The organism is Dellaglioa sp. CoH-57-MRSF-22, assembly GCF_056781895.1.
Map to the genome: position 1 here is coordinate 85,962 of NZ_JBXAXT010000004.1, position 17,397 is coordinate 103,358.

Annotated in this window: 16 protein-coding genes and 2 other annotated features; of the genes, 2 read left to right on the plus strand and 14 right to left on the minus strand. The window is 33.5% G+C overall.

From position 1 onward, the window contains the following. Positions 1 to 4: 4 nt before the first annotated feature. The 13 genes from AC1RPR_RS05565 to ezrA form a co-directional block, all read right to left on the minus strand. Entirely contained in the window at positions 5 to 661 is a 657-nt protein-coding gene (locus tag AC1RPR_RS05565) for an amino acid ABC transporter permease (protein ID WP_409022354.1), read from the minus strand. 168 nt (positions 662 to 829) lie between these two features. After that, positions 830 to 1,063: a binding site (T-box leader), on the minus strand. Between the two features lie 44 nt (positions 1,064 to 1,107). After that, the gene (gene minD / locus AC1RPR_RS05570; protein WP_409022353.1) at positions 1,108 to 1,911 is read right to left on the minus strand and encodes a septum site-determining protein MinD; all 804 of its coding nucleotides are present in this window, start codon (positions 1,909 to 1,911) and stop codon (positions 1,108 to 1,110) included. A gap of 2 nt (positions 1,912 to 1,913) precedes the next feature. Next, complete coding sequence (locus tag AC1RPR_RS05575; RefSeq protein ID WP_409022352.1) at positions 1,914 to 2,585, minus strand: septum site-determining protein MinC; 672 nt, start codon at positions 2,583 to 2,585, stop codon at positions 1,914 to 1,916. A gap of 19 nt (positions 2,586 to 2,604) precedes the next feature. After that, on the minus strand, positions 2,605 to 3,126 hold the full coding sequence (mreD, locus tag AC1RPR_RS05580) for a rod shape-determining protein MreD (RefSeq protein ID WP_409022351.1): 522 nt from the start codon (positions 3,124 to 3,126) through the stop codon (positions 2,605 to 2,607). 13 nt (positions 3,127 to 3,139) lie between these two features. Continuing rightward, complete coding sequence (gene mreC / locus AC1RPR_RS05585) at positions 3,140 to 3,991, minus strand: rod shape-determining protein MreC (protein WP_481761671.1); 852 nt, start codon at positions 3,989 to 3,991, stop codon at positions 3,140 to 3,142. A gap of 101 nt (positions 3,992 to 4,092) precedes the next feature. Continuing rightward, positions 4,093 to 5,097, minus strand: coding sequence for a rod shape-determining protein (locus AC1RPR_RS05590; protein WP_409022785.1), 1,005 nt, complete (start codon positions 5,095 to 5,097; stop codon positions 4,093 to 4,095). A 207-nt stretch (positions 5,098 to 5,304) separates the two neighbouring features. Further along, positions 5,305 to 5,985: a RadC family protein gene (gene radC / locus AC1RPR_RS05595; RefSeq protein WP_481761670.1), complete on the minus strand. Its 681-nt coding sequence runs from the start codon at positions 5,983 to 5,985 to the stop codon at positions 5,305 to 5,307. Between the two features lie 49 nt (positions 5,986 to 6,034). Beyond that, entirely contained in the window at positions 6,035 to 7,348 is a 1,314-nt protein-coding gene (locus AC1RPR_RS05600) for a bifunctional folylpolyglutamate synthase/dihydrofolate synthase (protein WP_481761669.1), read from the minus strand. Between the two features lie 75 nt (positions 7,349 to 7,423). Then, the gene (locus AC1RPR_RS05605; protein WP_481761668.1) at positions 7,424 to 10,069 is read right to left on the minus strand and encodes a valine--tRNA ligase; all 2,646 of its coding nucleotides are present in this window, start codon (positions 10,067 to 10,069) and stop codon (positions 7,424 to 7,426) included. A gap of 69 nt (positions 10,070 to 10,138) precedes the next feature. Beyond that, positions 10,139 to 10,339 (minus strand) — a binding site (T-box leader). 37 nt (positions 10,340 to 10,376) lie between these two features. Beyond that, positions 10,377 to 10,865, minus strand: a complete 489-nt coding sequence (tpx, locus tag AC1RPR_RS05610) for a thiol peroxidase (RefSeq protein WP_481761667.1) — start codon at positions 10,863 to 10,865, stop codon at positions 10,377 to 10,379. A 115-nt stretch (positions 10,866 to 10,980) separates the two neighbouring features. After that, complete coding sequence (thiI, locus tag AC1RPR_RS05615; RefSeq protein ID WP_409022345.1) at positions 10,981 to 12,198, minus strand: tRNA uracil 4-sulfurtransferase ThiI; 1,218 nt, start codon at positions 12,196 to 12,198, stop codon at positions 10,981 to 10,983. 15 nt (positions 12,199 to 12,213) lie between these two features. Then, the gene (locus tag AC1RPR_RS05620; protein ID WP_481761666.1) at positions 12,214 to 13,365 is read right to left on the minus strand and encodes a cysteine desulfurase family protein; all 1,152 of its coding nucleotides are present in this window, start codon (positions 13,363 to 13,365) and stop codon (positions 12,214 to 12,216) included. A 149-nt stretch (positions 13,366 to 13,514) separates the two neighbouring features. Continuing rightward, complete coding sequence (gene ezrA / locus AC1RPR_RS05625) at positions 13,515 to 15,236, minus strand: septation ring formation regulator EzrA (protein ID WP_481761665.1); 1,722 nt, start codon at positions 15,234 to 15,236, stop codon at positions 13,515 to 13,517. A gap of 391 nt (positions 15,237 to 15,627) precedes the next feature. Between ezrA and rpsD the strand changes: the two genes are divergently transcribed. Then, positions 15,628 to 16,236: a 30S ribosomal protein S4 gene (gene rpsD / locus AC1RPR_RS05630; RefSeq protein ID WP_409022342.1), complete on the plus strand. Its 609-nt coding sequence runs from the start codon at positions 15,628 to 15,630 to the stop codon at positions 16,234 to 16,236. A gap of 25 nt (positions 16,237 to 16,261) precedes the next feature. Here the strand turns inward: rpsD and AC1RPR_RS05635 are convergent, their stop codons facing one another. Then, entirely contained in the window at positions 16,262 to 16,879 is a 618-nt protein-coding gene (locus tag AC1RPR_RS05635; protein ID WP_481761664.1) for a DUF1054 family protein, read from the minus strand. A 68-nt stretch (positions 16,880 to 16,947) separates the two neighbouring features. Here AC1RPR_RS05635 and AC1RPR_RS05640 point away from each other — a divergent pair, with 68 nt between their 5' ends. Continuing rightward, positions 16,948 to 17,394, plus strand: coding sequence for a YueI family protein (locus tag AC1RPR_RS05640; protein WP_481761663.1), 447 nt, complete (start codon positions 16,948 to 16,950; stop codon positions 17,392 to 17,394). Positions 17,395 to 17,397 lie beyond the last annotated feature (3 nt).

Genomic DNA, 17,397 nt, shown 5'->3' on the forward strand with positions numbered 1-17,397 from the left:
CTCCTTATTTGTAATAACTATAATGTTTTTCAATTTTCTTCAAGACAAGTGTAAATATAGCTGTTAATAACAGATAGATTGCCCCAACCATCAATAGTGGGACGAGTGTTACATCACGACTCGTCGCTACGTTACCGGCTCTTAATAAATCGCCTAACCCAATAACATATACTAAACTTGAATCTTTAACTAAATTAATAATTTCATTTCCAATTGAAGGTAAAACGATCTTGAACACTTGTGGAATAATAATTGTCCTAATAGTTTGCCAATATGATAGACGCAATACCTTTGCACTTTCATATTGACCTTTAGGAATCGATTGCAATCCACCCCTAAATATTTCAGCAAAATACGCACCATAATTCAAAATAAATGCAAATAATGCCGCATCGTATCGACCGAATACAATATGAATATGGAACTGTTGTAGTGTTGGTAGTCCATAAAACACAAAAATTAATTGTAGTAGCAGTGGTGTTCCTCGCATTAACCAAACATAAAAATTCAAAAAATACTTAATTGGTTTTATTTTTGAAATTAATCCTAATCCGACAATTAAACCAAGTGGAATCGATCCAATGATCGTCCAAAAAAATATTTCTAACGTTAATTTAGCACCATCTATTAATGATGGCAAAATTTCTAATATATAAGTCATTACATTATCTCCCTTTAGTTAAATAAAAAAATCCTCTCAAGCCAAATCAAATTGACTCAAGAGGACGATAGCCGTGGTGCCACCTCAAATTCATATTTTTCTCACGAAAAATAACTTATGTAGATTAATAAAAATGAGTATAAAAAAACTCTATAGTCATTATTGACTATAGAGGGCGACGAATCGCGGTACCACCTCAAACATCATTAAATTCTCACAAATTTAATCTTAACGAGTTTATTAAACTACAGCTATAACGGGCTTATCCCGGACTTCCCTAATTAACTAGTTTAGGAAATCAACTCGCAGATGTGTTTCAGACTTAAGAACTGTATCTTTTCAGCAATCGATACTCTCTTTAAAAGTTTGTTTAAGCCTTAATCTTCTGTTCAACGTTTTTCTTAATTGATAATAATTTAGCATACTGTCATTAACATTGTCAAGAATTAGTCTTTCTTAAACCATGAACCCATTTTTTTCCAAAAACCTTTTTGAGGCTGTTTTATTGTCATCAAGGGCACTGTTTCCCCTAGTAGTCGACGTGCTACATTACGATAACCTAATCCAGCTGGATTTTTAGAATCTAAAACAATTGGTTCACCATGATTTGATGTACTAATAACAGCATCGTCATCAACAATAATTCCTAATAAATCAATAGACAAATGACGTGTAATCTCATCAACATCCATTGCTTGACCATCTTCCATCATTTGACGACGGATACGATTAATAATTAATTTTGGTTGTTGTAATAATGGATTTTGCTCTAATAAACCTACCACGCGATCTGCATCACGAACCGCAGAAATTTCAGGCGTTGTTACAATAATAGCCATATCTGCACCAGCAATAGCATTCATAAAACCTTGCTCAATTCCAGCTGGGCAATCAATAATAACATAGTCAAACTCTTCTTTTAATTCATCAACAATTGCTTTTACTTGTTCAGGAACTAATGCTGATTTATCAGTATTTTGTGCAGCAGGTAATAAGTATAAATATTCGTTAAATCTCTTATCTTTAATGAGTGCTTGGTGTAACCGTGCACGACCCTCAGCTACGTCTACAATATCAAATAAGATACGGTTATCAAGACCTAAAACAACGTCTAAATTACGCAAACCAATATCTAAATCCATTAGAACAACCTTTTTTTCAAGAAGTGCTAATGCAGTTCCAATATTTGCAGATGATGTTGTTTTACCAACACCACCTTTACCAGATGTTACAACAATTGCTTTTCCCATCTTTAATATCCTCCAGCATGATTAAATAATTTTGGTCGAAGTGACTTTAATTCATCTCGATTGCCATAATCTATAATATGTAAATCATTAACATAGATTACAGTATCTTGACTGTTTGTTACTTTTTCATCATCTATAATATCAACTAATTCACCAATTCGTACTTGTGAAGCAGCTGAAACATCGCCCACAATAATGCTATCTGTATTATTGTTAAATCCAGCATGAATGACACCTTGAACTTCACCCATAACAAAAATATTACCAGCAGCTCGTAATTGACCACCCTGATGTAATTTACCTAAAAATAAAATATCACCTTTTAAATCAACTATTTGTCCACTTCGAATTGTTAGATAGCATAAATGAACGTTGTCATTTTCTTTTAAAATATTAGCATCTTCTATGGTCATTACTTCAGATTCGATTTTGTGTACTTTAAAATTACGGTATTCAGAAATAATTTTTTCGATTTTTTGCTTTTCATCTGCTGAAAACAATCGATTTTCTGTTTTAATATCAAACGAAATAACCGTTTCATCAGCATTCTTTTTTTCAGCACTTAAATTATTAAATAATTCTCTAAGTTCAACCAAAATTTTATCAAATCCGAAATCCTGTTTAAGAATAATTTCATAACCATCTTTATAACCTTTTAAAATAACACCTTGCATCTACGTTCACCCCTGAATTTTAATTATATCGGTTACTTAAATTCATTAATTTTGATATTGGATAGTACAAAATAATAAATACCACCAGATTAAAAGCTAAAGTTGGTCCAAACGAAGTACTAACGAATGTTGTTACAGATTCATTAGCAAATCCAATCATCTCATTGACTGCATAATACGAAACTTCTAAAACTGCCAAATCAATAAAATAAATGAGTAATATCACAATAAAAGATGGTTCGAAATATTGATATGCTATTTTAGTTAAATAAACAATTAATGGTAACAAAATCATATAAATACCCAAAATACCGGCATAATAACTATCAAATGCTAGACCAACACCAAACGCCCATAATTCAAGATGCTTATTATCTGAGTAAAAGATACCCATTATCAACCATAACAACAACAGGTGACTAACCATGATAGTCGTTTGTGATTGTAACTGTTCCATAAAAACAAATTGTATTGTACCATCCAAAAAAAAGGAAATAATAAGTCCTAACGGAAAAATATACTGTCTATTTTTATTTCTCATCTAATCTCACCTTCTAATCCAACGTCTGAGCAACTGTTACAACCGTTAGGTCACTCAAATCAACTGCAGGTTTGATATAAATTTTAGAAGCAAGTCCATAATCACCTTGCTCAACTTTAGACACAACACCAACATTTAAACCCTTTGGTGTTGTGCCTCCAAGACCAGATGTGACAACAGAATCACCTTTTTTCAAGGCTTTCTTAGAAGTAATTTGACCCATAATTAATAAATTATCTGTTTTATCATAGTCAGTAATTAAACCATTAATAATATCATCGTTTGAATTATTTACTTGAACTGCAAATCTATTAGCAGAATCATTAGTAGTCGATATTAATTCAACTTTACTATTTGTTTTATTAACTTCTATAACACGACCAATCAATCCAGAACCAGCCATCACTGGTGCGTTCTTTTTAACACCAGACGCACTACCTTTACTTATCACAAGTTGATTTAGCCAACCAGAAGGTAATCGCGTTAAAACAGATGCATTAATTGAAGTATAATCAGTCAATGTACTGTCCAATTTTAATTCCTTTTTCAGCTGTTTATTCTCATTTTTAACAGTGTCTGATTCCACTTGAACTTGTGCTAATTTATCAACTTGTTTTTTTAATTTTTGATTTTCTTGATATGTATTTAAAAGATCAGAAATACCAATAACTGAACTTTTTAAGCCATTTGCAGGATAACTAACTGCTCTATCAAATAGACCAACAACATCATTACCAAATTCTTGAATGAGCGGTGGTGTTGATTTTTTATTTCTAACGGAAACTGAAAATGAAATTAAACTAAAACTCACAATAATGGCTATTAAAATGATGATTAGTCTTCTATTTGAAAAAAATTTCTGCATGTTCGCTATCCTCCACTTACCTTATAATTAACTAAAAAATTAAGAGGCTGGATAAATAAACCACCAACCTCTTCATTTTTAGCTTATGTGATTTTTAAAATCTATCTTTTCTTCATGACGTCGATACTTTTTAATGATTCACCTGTACCAATTGCAACACAGTCGAGTGGTTCATTAGCAATAAAAACAGGCACTTTTGTAACTTCAGAAATAACTTCTGATAGGTTTTTTAATAATGCACCACCACCTGTTAATACAATACCATGGTCAATCACATCAGCAGCAATTTCTGGAGAAGTTTCTTCCAATGTTTCCTTAATAGCAGTAATGATTTCAGCAATAGATTCTTGAATAGCAACTGCAATATCAGTTGCTTTTACAGTAACTGTTTTAGGAAGACCCGTAATCAAATCACGTCCTCTGATAGTTGTATCTTCAATTGATGCAGCATCTTTAACTGATGCAGATGCAACGTCCATTTTTAATTGTTCAGCTGTTCTTTCACCAATCAATAAATTAAAGTTTTGACGAATATATGACACAATTGATTCATCCAATTTATCGCCAGCCATTCTGATAGAACGGCTTGAAACAATACCACCTAATGAAATTGTAGCAACATCTGTTGTTCCACCACCGATATCAACAACCATATTACCCGTTGGATCCATCACTGGTAATCCAGCGCCGACTGCTGCAGCAAATGGTTCTTCAATAACGTAGGCGTCACGCGCACCGGCAACACGAGTTGCATCAATAACGGCACGTTTTTCAACTTCTGTAACGCCACTAGGAACACATACCATTACATAAGGTTTACCTGCAGATTTACCTAAAGCTTTTTGAATGTAATATTTCATCATAGCAACTGTTGTGTCATAATCAGCAATTACACCGTCTTTCATTGGGCGAATAGCCACAATGCTACTTGGTGTACGACCGATCATTGCACGAGCATCTTCTCCAACAGAAACAATTTCATCAGTTTTAACATTTTTAGCGACGACTGAAGGTTCACGTAAAACAATACCTTTTCCCTCAACATACACGATTGTATTAGCTGTTCCTAAATCAATTCCTATATTCTTTGTTCCAAATCCAAACACAGTCTTTCTTCCCTTCATCGTCAGCCTTCTAGGCGCTTTTATTCGTAGTATTTACATTATATCATAATCAAAAGTGAGATTTCATTCAATATTTACTAATTTTTATTAAGTTTATCTTAAATTATTATAAGGTAATTAATTTTGAATCCATAATCTTATTAAGTTTATCATATCTAATTTCATAGAACAAGAGAGCACCCTTGATAATCAAAGGACGCCCTCTTCTTTCATACTAAGATATTTAGTATTACCCGAAATAATATGATCTAACAGCTCAATTCCCATAAGAATACCACATTTTTCAACTCTTTTAGAGAAAATAATATCATTCTTAGATGGTGTCACATGCCCACTCGGATGATTATGGACCAATATAATTTTAGCTGCACCATATTTTAATGCAACTGCAAAAATATCTCTTGGATGGACCGTTGCTGAATTCAAAGTTCCAATGAACAATGTCTCTTGTTTTACAATTTGATTTTTTGTATCCAAGAATAATCCAATTAAAAACTCTTGGTTTAATCCACCTAACTCAGCAACCATTCTAACCCCAGCATCATGACTTGAACAGATTTGTCCACAAATAAAATGAGGTTCACTGTTGATTCGTGTTCCCAGTGTAACAATAGCTTGTAATTGTAATGCTGTAGACTGATTATTCCCATCCATCAATAACTGATAATCTTTTAAACAACATTTTTTTAGTTGGCTTAAAGATTGGTAACGTGAAGAAAAATTATTAACACACTTTCCAACATCATTAGGGTTCGTTAATAATAAACTAAAAACAACCGTCAAAAGCTCTTTATCTGATAAATTATCACATTGATACTTTTGGATTTGTTCCAGTAGATATTCATTTGAGCAACTAGAAATAAGTGACATGGTGATTCCTCCTATTTTTTATTAAATACGAGAAATTCACTTATTTAAATTATTCTGATACAAAATAACTACGAACCTCCGAAATAAAGTACAACGATCCTGTCACAAGTAATAAATCATCAGAAGACATTTCGCCAACACTTTGAACTAATGCCTCTTTCCAACTTTCTTGAATGGAGACATTATCAAACTTATTAACGTTGAAATCATCTATTTTGCTTACTAGACGTGGCCCTGAAAATTGAGTTAGTATAACTCGTACATGAGGAACTGCAGCTAATTTTTCCAGCATTTGTTTGCCTTGCTTATCCGCTAGTACTGCAAAAATAATTGTGATTTCTTTATCTTGAAAATGCGTTTTAAGCAACTGCGTAATCCGATCCACTGCTGCGCTATTGTGCGCACCGTCTAAAATAACTAACGGTTCATCATTTACTTTTTCAAAACGTCCTGGCCATCGTGTCTCTGAAATACCTTGCCTAATTGATTTAGGACTAATGGCCCATCCCTGAATTTCAGCAACCTTCTCAAAAGTAGCAATTGCTGTTGCTGCATTTTCATCTTGAAATTCACCTAATAATGGCACAGAAAGTTGTTTAATATTCAATTTATTCGACGTATACGTTAAAATTTCTTCCCATGATGATTTTGTTCCCTCAGATTTAGCATTAAAATCCACTCCTAATCGAAAAATAGGACTATTTTTTAATTTAGCCTCATTATTAATCACGCTAAAGACTTCATCAGTTACTCTACCAACGATAATAGGCCGATTACGTTTAATGATACCTGCTTTTTGTTGCGCTATCTTTTCAATTGTATTACCTAATATTTTCATATGATCTAGACCAATTGTTGTAATAACTGAAATAATTGGATCAATAATATTAGTTGAATCATACTTCCCGCCTAAGCCCGTTTCAACAACTACAATATCTACAGGATTTATGCTGCCAAAGTATACAAACATCATTGCAGTAATAATTTCGAATTCAGTTGGTCCCCCCTCAAAATCGGCTAGTTCAATATCCATTCGATCAACAACTGGTTTCACGACATTTACTAAATGTAAAAGGGCGGTATCATCAATCATCTGTCCATTTAAGGAAATACGTTCATTAAATTTAACAATGAATGGTGAAGTATAAGTTCCTACATTCAACCCTTGTGCAATTAATAATTCACGTAAAAATGCAACTGTTGAGCCCTTTCCATTCGTTCCAGCAACATGAATCATCGCGATATTACCTTGTGGGTTATCTAAGCGTTCCATAAATGCTCGCATTCTATTCAAAGATGGACTTTTTTTAAATTTTGTTCGCCCATGAATAAAATTGAGTGCCTCTTCGTAAGTTGTGATCAATTTTCCGTCCCGCTTTCTAAAAAAAATAGACTTATCTCAGGTATATTGTACCCGAAATAAGTCTATTTTGTTAGATTAAACTTCTGCTTTTAAATCAGAAATTCTTTCCTTAGTTGCTGTTAATTTAATTTGGTAATCTGCTAATTTTTCTTTTTCTTTTGTAACTACTGCCTCAGGTGCACTAGCAACAAACTTTTCATTGCCTAATTTTTTAGTTCCACGCACAACTTCAACATCAAGTTTTTTAACTTCTTTTTCCAAACGAACAATTTCGTCATTCAAATCAATTAGTTCAGCAAGTGGCATATAAATCTCTGCTCCCGTAATTACAGACGTCATTGCTAGCTTAGGAGCAACAACATTTGAACTGATTTGAAGTTCCTTAGGATGACAGAATCGTTGAATAAATTCTTGATTGTCTTCAAAAATAATCTTTGTTTTTTCATCAGTTGTTTTAATCAATAAATCAACTGCACTGGACATAGGTGCATTTACTTCTGCACGATTATTTCTAACAGCACGAATTAATTCAATTAAATTGTTCATATCAATAACTGATTGTTCATCTTCAAATTCTGGATGAACCACTGGGTAATCTGCAACAACAATTGATTCCCCTTCATGAGGCATTGTTAACCAAAGTTCTTCAGTTACAAATGGAATAATTGGATGAAGCAATTTCAATGTTTGATCTAAAACATAAGCCAAAATTTGTTGTGTATTTTGCTTAACTGTCAGATCTTCACCATTAAGATTTTCTTTACTCATTTCAATATACCAATCACAGAAGTCATTCCAGATGAAATTGTATAGAGCACGACCAGCTTCACCAAATTCAAAGACATCAAATAAGCGTGTAACTTCAGAAACAGTTGTATTTAATCGGCTTAATATCCATTTGTCAGCAAGCTGCCATTCTGATTTAGCTGGTAATTCAATTTTATCCACACCATCTAAATTCATAATAACAAATCGACTAGCATTCCAAATTTTATTAATAAAGTTCCAAGAAGCATCCATTTTAGTGTAACTAAAACGAACATCTTGTCCTGGTGCAGATCCATTAGATAGGAACCAACGAAGTGCATCTGCTCCATACTTTTGAATAACGTCCATTGGATCAATCCCATTACCAAGTGATTTACTCATTTTACGGCCATTCTCATCACGAATTAATCCATGAATCAAAACGTGTTCAAATGGACGTTCATCTGTAAATTCTAAGCTTTGGAAAATCATTCGTGATACCCAGAAGAAGATAATATCATATCCTGTGACAAGCGTATTAGTTGGGAAATAACGTTTAAAATCAGGTGCATCAGTATTTGGCCAACCCATTGTTGAAAATGGCCATAAAGCACTTGAAAACCACGTATCTAAGACATCATTATCTTGTTCCCAATTTTCGATATCAGTTGGTGCAACCTCACCAACGTACATTTCGCCAGTTTCTTTATGATACCAAGCTGGGATTTGATGTCCCCACCATAATTGACGTGAAATAACCCAATCATGAACATTTTCCATCCACTGTGTAAATGTATTTTCAAATCGTTCTGGGACGAATCCAACTTTGTCATCCCCTTGTTGGAATTTCAAAGCTTCTTCTGCGAGTGGTTTCATTTTAACAAACCATTGTGTTGATAAACGGGCCTCAACTTGAACGCCAGTTCTTTCAGAATGACCAACACTATGTGTAATTGGATCAATCTTAATCATTAAGTCCTCAGCTTCAAGATCTTTAACAATTGCTTTACGTGCTTCAAAACGGTCCATGCCAACATATTTACCAGCATTTTCGTTCATTGTTGCATCTTCATTCATTGTATTAATACGAGGTAAGTCATGGCGATTACCTACTTCAAAGTCATTAGGATCATGAGCAGGTGTTATTTTAACCATCCCTGTCCCAAATGCCATATCAACATAATGATCTGTAATAATAGGAATTTCTTTGTTAACAAGTGGTAGAATGACTTTTTTACCAACAATATCTTTGTAACGATCATCATCAGGGTGAACAGCAACAGCGACATCGCCCATCATCGTTTCTGGACGTGTTGTCGCTATTTCAATAAATCCAGAACCATCAGCGAATGGATATTTAACATGATAAAAAGCACCTTCATCATCTTGATGAATGACTTCAATATCTGATAAAGCGGTTCTTGCTTTAGGATCCCAATTAATAATGTATTCGCCACGATAGATTAATCCTTTATTATATAAATTAACAAAGACTTTTTTTACGGCATCTGACAAGCCGTCATCTAATGTGAAACGTTCACGACTATAATCGAGTGATAATCCCATTTTAGCCCATTGCTTATGAATAACATCAGCGTATTCATCTTTCCAATCCCAAACTTGTTGTACAAATTTCTCACGGCCTAAATCATAACGCGTCACACCTTGTTCAGCTAGTTTAGCTTCAACCTTTGCTTGTGTTGCAATTCCAGCATGGTCCATTCCTGGTAACCAAAGCGTATCAAAGCCTTGCATTCTTTTTTGTCTAATTAAAATATCTTGTAATGTTGTATCCCAAGCATGGCCTAAATGTAATTTACCAGTAACATTAGGCGGTGGAATAACGATTGAATAAGGTTTTGCTTCTGGATTAGCATTAGGTTTAAATAAATCTTTTTTCAACCATTCTTCATAACGGCCAGGTTCAACCTGACTTGGATCATATTTTGTTGATAATTCAACTTCTTTTGTCATGAGTTCTCCTTTTCATCTATCAATTTTATTTTAGGCATAAAAAAACACCGTCATCAAAAAACATTTCTGTTTTAGGACGACAGTGCCGTGGTACCACCTAAATTGGGTTTTAACCCCTCTTAATTACTTTTTAACGAACAATAATGTCCGGTTATTCCTACTTAATTTCAGAATAACGACTCCTGAGCTACCACCATAATGTCTAATTAAAATGTTTCAGCCTAGCATTTTATCTCTGAAATGACTGGTGTTCTCATTCTTTGTCTGTAGTCACATTTTAGCGTTTATTCTGAAAATCGTCAATATTTTATTTTTTTAATTCTTCAAGTAGTTTAGCGTAGTCTGGCTCATTTGAGATTTCCGTAACCAGTTCTTCATAAATAACATGTCCAGTTTCATCTAAAATGAAAACCATTCGAGCCATATGACCAAATTCCGGAACATCTAATCCAGTAACTTTCGCAAAATTCCCCTTATCTGCATGAAGCAATTGTAAATTGTTTACACCCTCAGCGGCACACCAATTTTTTTGATCTTCTTTTGAATCATCAGATACGGTAATAAATTCGATATCTCTAAAATTATCTGCTTCCATATTAAAACGTTTTGTTTCTATACTGCAAACACTTGTCGTAATACTTGGAACAACACTTAATACTAATTTTTTACCTGTACTTTTAGGTAATGTTACAACTTGATCATTTTCATCGTACGCATTAACTGTAGGAAAAACTTCCCCTACTTTTGGTGCTTCCCCAACTGTATCCATTTCACTACCATGACGAGTTACTTTCATAATTGACCACCCTTTCTTTATTTATCTCTATCTTACTCAATTACTGTTTAAGAAGCGACTTATTTGATTGGACAAAAAAAGATTAGACCGATTTGTCTAATCTTTTAAAGTGCTACTATAGTAATTCTGCGAATAATTCACTATTTTCATTTAAATATTCTTCGCCAACACGAATCTTGCTAACCTTGACACCTGCCAATGCACGTTCCATTAAGCCATCGATATCCAAACGAGCTTCAAATTCCCTTGAACGGTCTAAACGAGGCTTTGTTTTAGGTGCTGGTGGGGCAAAAATTGTACAACAATCTTCAAATGGTTTAATTGAAAGTTCAAATGTATCAATTTTTTTAGCAACATCAATAATTTCATTTTTATCCATTGAAACGACTGGTCGAATAATTGGCATTGTTGTAACGTCATTAATTGCAACCATGCTTTCAAGTGTTTGAGAAGCAACTTGGCCTAATGATTCTCCATTAAAGATTGCTAATCCACCACGTAATTCGGCAATTTTTTCAGTTAAACGTAACATGAAACGACGTGTTATGGTCATTAAATATGGTTCTGGTACATCATGTTTAATTTGCTCTTGAATCTCAGTAAAAGGAACTTCAATAAATTGAATCGTTCCAACATAAGGTGTCAATTTAACTGTTAGTTCTTTAGCCTTAGCTAAAGCTTGTTCACTTGTATATGGTGGACTGAAGAAATGAACCATCTCCATTGAAACACCACGTTTCATACCAAGGTACCCTGCAACAGGCGAATCAATTCCACCTGATAACATTAACATCCCTTTACCAGCAGTACCAACGGGTAAACCACCAGCACCCTGACGCGTTTCAGAAGATAAGAAAATCCCATTTGAACGAACTTCAACACGTAAAATAATATCAGGCTGTTTCATTTTAACAGTAATGCCAGGCACGTGATCTAAAATCCAGCCACCTAGTTCGTCATTCAACTCATTAGTATCTAATTCAAAATCATGATCAGAACGACGTGTGTTAACTTTAAATGTTGTCCCTTCAACAAATTGCTCACTAATCATTGCTACAGCTGTTTCTTTAACTAAATCCATATCTTGTTCAACGCGAATTGCAGGTGAAAAATTTTGAATCCCAAAAACCTGTGATAAACGTTGCATAACTAATTCGCTGTCGTCACCGTTTAAATTAATGTGCATCCGATCACGATTTGCTTTAACAACTAAATCATCAAAACCATGTAAACTATTTCGAACGTTTGTTCCTAGGCGATCAATAAAGTTCCTCTTATTTTTTCCTTTTGTTGATAGTTCGCCATAACGAACCATTATCTCTGTATATTGCATGTCGACATCCTCTCATTATTTAGAATTAATTTTTTCAAATTTATGATACAAAATATCAAAAATACGATTAAATTCTTTTGCTTCTTCTAGCGTATTATTTCCATCAAAACTGATTCGAACGGCTGATTTAGCAAGCGGTTCTGGCACATTCATTGCTAATAATGTGCCAGATGCTTGATTTTTCTTTGATGAACAAGCACTTGTAGTTGAAATATATATTCCTTCACTTTCAAATGCATGAACAATTGATTCGCCACGAACACCCTCAATTGCAAAACACAATATATGTGGCGCAAAATTTGATTGTAATTTTGAAAAAGTTGTAATCTTATCAAACTTACTAATATGGTTGAAAACTAATTCTTTAACAGCTTTTTGTTTCATCACCATCTTAGTTTCATCTGTTAATAATAATCGCAATGCTCTTGCCATGCTAGCAATTGCAGGTACATTTTCAGTTCCGCTACGTAAGTTATGTTCTTGTCCACCACCTGTAAGAAGTGGTTCAATGTGACGACCTCTTTTACTGTAAATAAACCCTACTCCACGTGGCGCATGAAATTTATGCCCAGAGAACGTTACAAAATCTACTCTGTCACTCATAAAAGCTTCTTGCACACCTTTACCAATGGCTTGAACAGCATCCACATGAAAATGAACTGTTGGATAATCTTTTAGTACGTCCCCAATTTCAACTAAAGGCTGAATGGTTCCAATTTCATTATTAACTGCCATAACTGAAACTAAAATAGTATCAGATCTCAAAGCAGCCTTTAAATCATCAATACTAATTCGCCCCTCATCATCAACTGGCAAATAGGTAACCTCAAAACCAAGCTGTTCCAGCTGAGCCATTGTATTCATAACAGCAGGATGCTCAACGGTTGTCGTAATTAAGTGCTTACCATGGTTCATTTTTGCCATAGCCGTTCCTTTAATTACCCAATTGTCACCTTCAGTTCCACTTCCAGTAAATAATATTTCATCTTCAAATACATTTAATAAGCTTGCGATCTGTTGGCGTGACTGCTCTAATAAATTATGAGCTATCTCACCTAAGTTATTTAGGCTAGATGGATTACCCCATACTTGGTCACTAACTTTATTATATGTATCTAAAACTTCGGGCGTTATTTTTGTTGTTGCGCTATTATCAAAATAAATCATTAGTTACCTTCTTTTCTGAAAAATACTTTTCTCATTATAATATACTTCGTACCAGATTGACACTTTTTATTCATCCCTGGTGTTTCTTTATAGAATATAAAAGTGGCGACTGAACAAATTAATGCCCTAGTCCCCACTTAATATAGTTACTATTCAATTTCAAAGCTGTCTTCCATATTATCATAATATTGTTTCTCTATTTTTTTATATGAACCAGGCTCTACTTTATCTAATGCAGTCGCAATTGTTTCCAAACTAGCTGCATAATTAAAATCATTATTAAATAATTGCTTTGCCTTTTCAAATGCAATTGCAATCTCTTCATTCGAATTTCTAAATCTATTCGCATATTGTAGTAAACTCTCAGATAACGATGCACTATCAATAAGATCGTGTGTCTTATCTTCTAAACTTTCAAGATCTGCTTCAATATCGATAATTTGTTTTGCAATTTTTTCAATGTTAATTCTTAATTTACCAATTGCTACTTCAACTTCTTCAATTTCATCACTAACAACATAGAAAAAATCTAAGTAATCATTAGGTAGTCCTGGAAGATTAACCTGTTCAACTTGTCTTTTAATTTGATGTAATTCAATATCAAATCTTTGAATTGTTGCGCTGGCCTTTTTTTCATTGCTACGTAAATCCTGAATACTAGCATCAATTTTTTGTTGTTCAGATTCAATTTTTTCTAACAACTTAGAGTTTTGTTCAACTCGCTCAGCCATCTCGCTATAAATTGCTTCACCAGAATCAATAACCGCTTTATCAGTATCATGTTGTGCATCAATGTCCCTAATTTGTTGATTTAATTTTTGCGCGTCTTCTAATTCATTATGACTTAATTCATAATTTTGACCCAATCTATCTAATTCAACTAAAAGCATTTGACTTTGTTTTTCAGCATGATCAATGAATTTACGATAACTTTCTTCTTGCTTTTCTATCTTATCTTTTGCGGCCAACTCTTTTTCCATAACATCATATAAATAATCAATTTGATTAGCCATGTCATTAACTGCAACAATTGTTGACGCTACTTCTAGGTTCTCTAATTTAAGTAATGTTTCGTCAACACGTGTTTGAATTTCGTCTATTTGTTTAGGGATGTCATCCCCCACTGGAAAATTATAATTTTCATCCGTTAATTTCATGTAACCAGATTGTAATTCAGCAAGTTGATCTGGAAATTCGTTCTTCAAACTTTTATATAGTGGTGGAATCTCATCAAGAATCTTTTCTAACGAAGTTGTATCTTCTCTTAACTTACTTAAAACTTTTTCAGCCGTATCATGATCTCCAGCACTCGTTAATGTTGAAAAACGGTCAAAATCATCTTCAAGACCAGTTAGTTTATCCTCAAGTTTATCGATACTAGGTCCATACGAAAAGTTCTTTGATAATAATGTTTTACGTAAATCCTGATATTTTTTTTCAAGTGAATCAACAGCTTGATGATTACTTTCATCACTTTCTTTCAACGACGTTAATGCTTTTTCAATCCCTTTAAGTGTTTTTTCACTTGAAATTAATTTTACTTCTATTTCTGCCGCTAATTGACGGTTAGAAAGAAATTGATATTTCGAGTTTGCTTCATATGCTTCATTAATTTGTGTCGAAATTTTAGGCAATTTTGCATTTTGCACTTCTTTAAAGTCTGATTGTAATGCTGAAAATGTTTTAAGACTTTCACCTGTTAACCCCAAATCCTTCGTTAACTGAAGCTGTTGTTCAACTTCAGAATGAGCAATAACCTTTACTTGATCACGAAATGTTTCGAATTTTTTTTCATTGCGTTTCTGAAGAAAAAACGCTGTTGCATAGATAATAATGGCTACTACTATTATTCCAACAAAAATCTGTGTCATATCCTAATCCCGCCTTTAGCTTACTAAAATTTATATTTACTTTTCACATTCAAATTTTATGCTTCTAATCATTATATCATAGACCTTTAAAGCGTTCACTAGCTTTTATCTATTATTTATAGAAATTAATGTTATTAATTATATACATTCTTTTTATTATGTAAACAAACGTGAAAACAAATTGACATTAGTTTAAAAAGACAGTATGATGAGTCTTGTGTAAAATAATGCAGCGGTGGACGGTAAGCTCGTCAACAGTTTGTTGCCCAATTGTCTTGGTTCAATTAGTACCCTTTCAGCTGCAAAGGTGAACATTGCAAAACAAACTGCACGAATACTAAGTTCACAAAGGATTATTTTACTCCAAAACAAATATTGGAGGAATTTATATATGTCACGTTATACTGGCCCAAGTTGGAAAGTTTCACGTCGATTAGGTCTTTCTTTAACAGGTACTGGTAAAGAATTAGCTCGTCGTCCTTATGCACCCGGTGATCATGGTCAAAACAATCGCCGTAAATTATCAGAATATGGTTTACAATTACGAGAAAAACAAAAACTTCGTATGATGTACGGTTTATCAGAACGTCAATTTGCTAACTTATTTATTAAAGCTGGTACAATTCGCGAAGGTAAACATGGTGTTAACTTCATGATCTTACTTGAAGGTCGTTTAGACAACGTTGTTTATCGTTTAGGTTTGGCTTCTACTCGTCGCCAAGCTCGTCAATTGGTAAACCATGGTCACATTACTGTTGATGGCAACCGCGTTGATATTCCTTCATACGCAGTTGAAATCGGTCAAGTAATCTCATTACGTGAAAAATCAAAGAGTTTACAAATTGTTAAAGACGCAATGGAAGCATTAGTTGGCCGTCCACAATTCGTACAATTTGATGCTGATAAATTAGAGGGTTCATTAACTCGTTTACCAGAACGTGAAGAACTTGAAGCAGATATCGACGAATCACTTATCGTTGAATACTACAACAAATTATAATTTCAAATTAAAAAACATCTCATTCTTAATGAGATGTTTTTTTTGTCCATATTTTATAGATTTCAATTAGTGGCAGTAATGTATTTTTCAAGTCGTTTAGTTGTTTATATTCATTTAAGCTAAAAAACTCATCTTCAATAGCTAAATTCTGTCCAATCAATAGTTCTTTAGTTTGTACACTACTCCACTTTTGACTATCAGTAAGTGTTATTGTGTTTGCTAAAGTACCCGTCTCTTTATTTGTATGATCCACTGACCACACGAAAGTATCTTCTAGTTTCTGAATCATTATTATTGATTCAGAAACGCCCTCTTCATACAAGCTTTTGTCTTTAATATCTGCTAATGCAGATAACCAGATAAATAACCGATCATCCCAATAACCAATTTCAAAATGTGGCATCATTTTATAGCCACGTTTATTCTCGCTAAAAGCCATCCAAGTATCAGGCGGTGGATTTTTTGATCTTCTAGCATGTTTTGCAATGTGCAAATACATTTTAATTCCTAATTGTTCTTCTAAAAAAGGTAGTAGTTCAGCTCCCACCTTTTCGAATTTGGGATCAATAATTGTCTTTATTTTTTTTAATCGTCCGTCTAATGTTTGATCTTTAAAAATTAAAAAATCATCTTTTATAAACATTTCGCTCTCTCCTTTTGTATCAAACATGGTATGCTAAATTCATAACTTACTGAAAGGTGGTCAACTCCATGACTGAAAATAACTTAGATCCACATCTTCAATCTGGCCTTTACGGAACACCTCAACTTCATCCCGATGAACAAAGAAAGTACTTAGGGACATTTAGAGAGCGGGTCAGCCTAGCAATGACTGTTGCTGAGGTAACAGCATCTAAAAATATGGCTGGATTTGAAAAAGAACTACTTGAACATCCCGACTATCATGTTCTACTTAATGGTACAATTGATCAGAATATATTAGCCCCATACATCACCTTAACGCATAAGCATGATGTTAAATTTACATTAACATCAAATAATGATACTCCTGATGGGGTTGAAATTATGGGGCTAGTTGTCGCTTCTGAAAAAAATGCGATTAATGAATCTGTTATTGATATTAATGAAAAATATCCAATTATACAAGTTGAAACGCCAGAAAAGAAAAAATCATTTTTTGAAAATTTATTCGATTAGCAT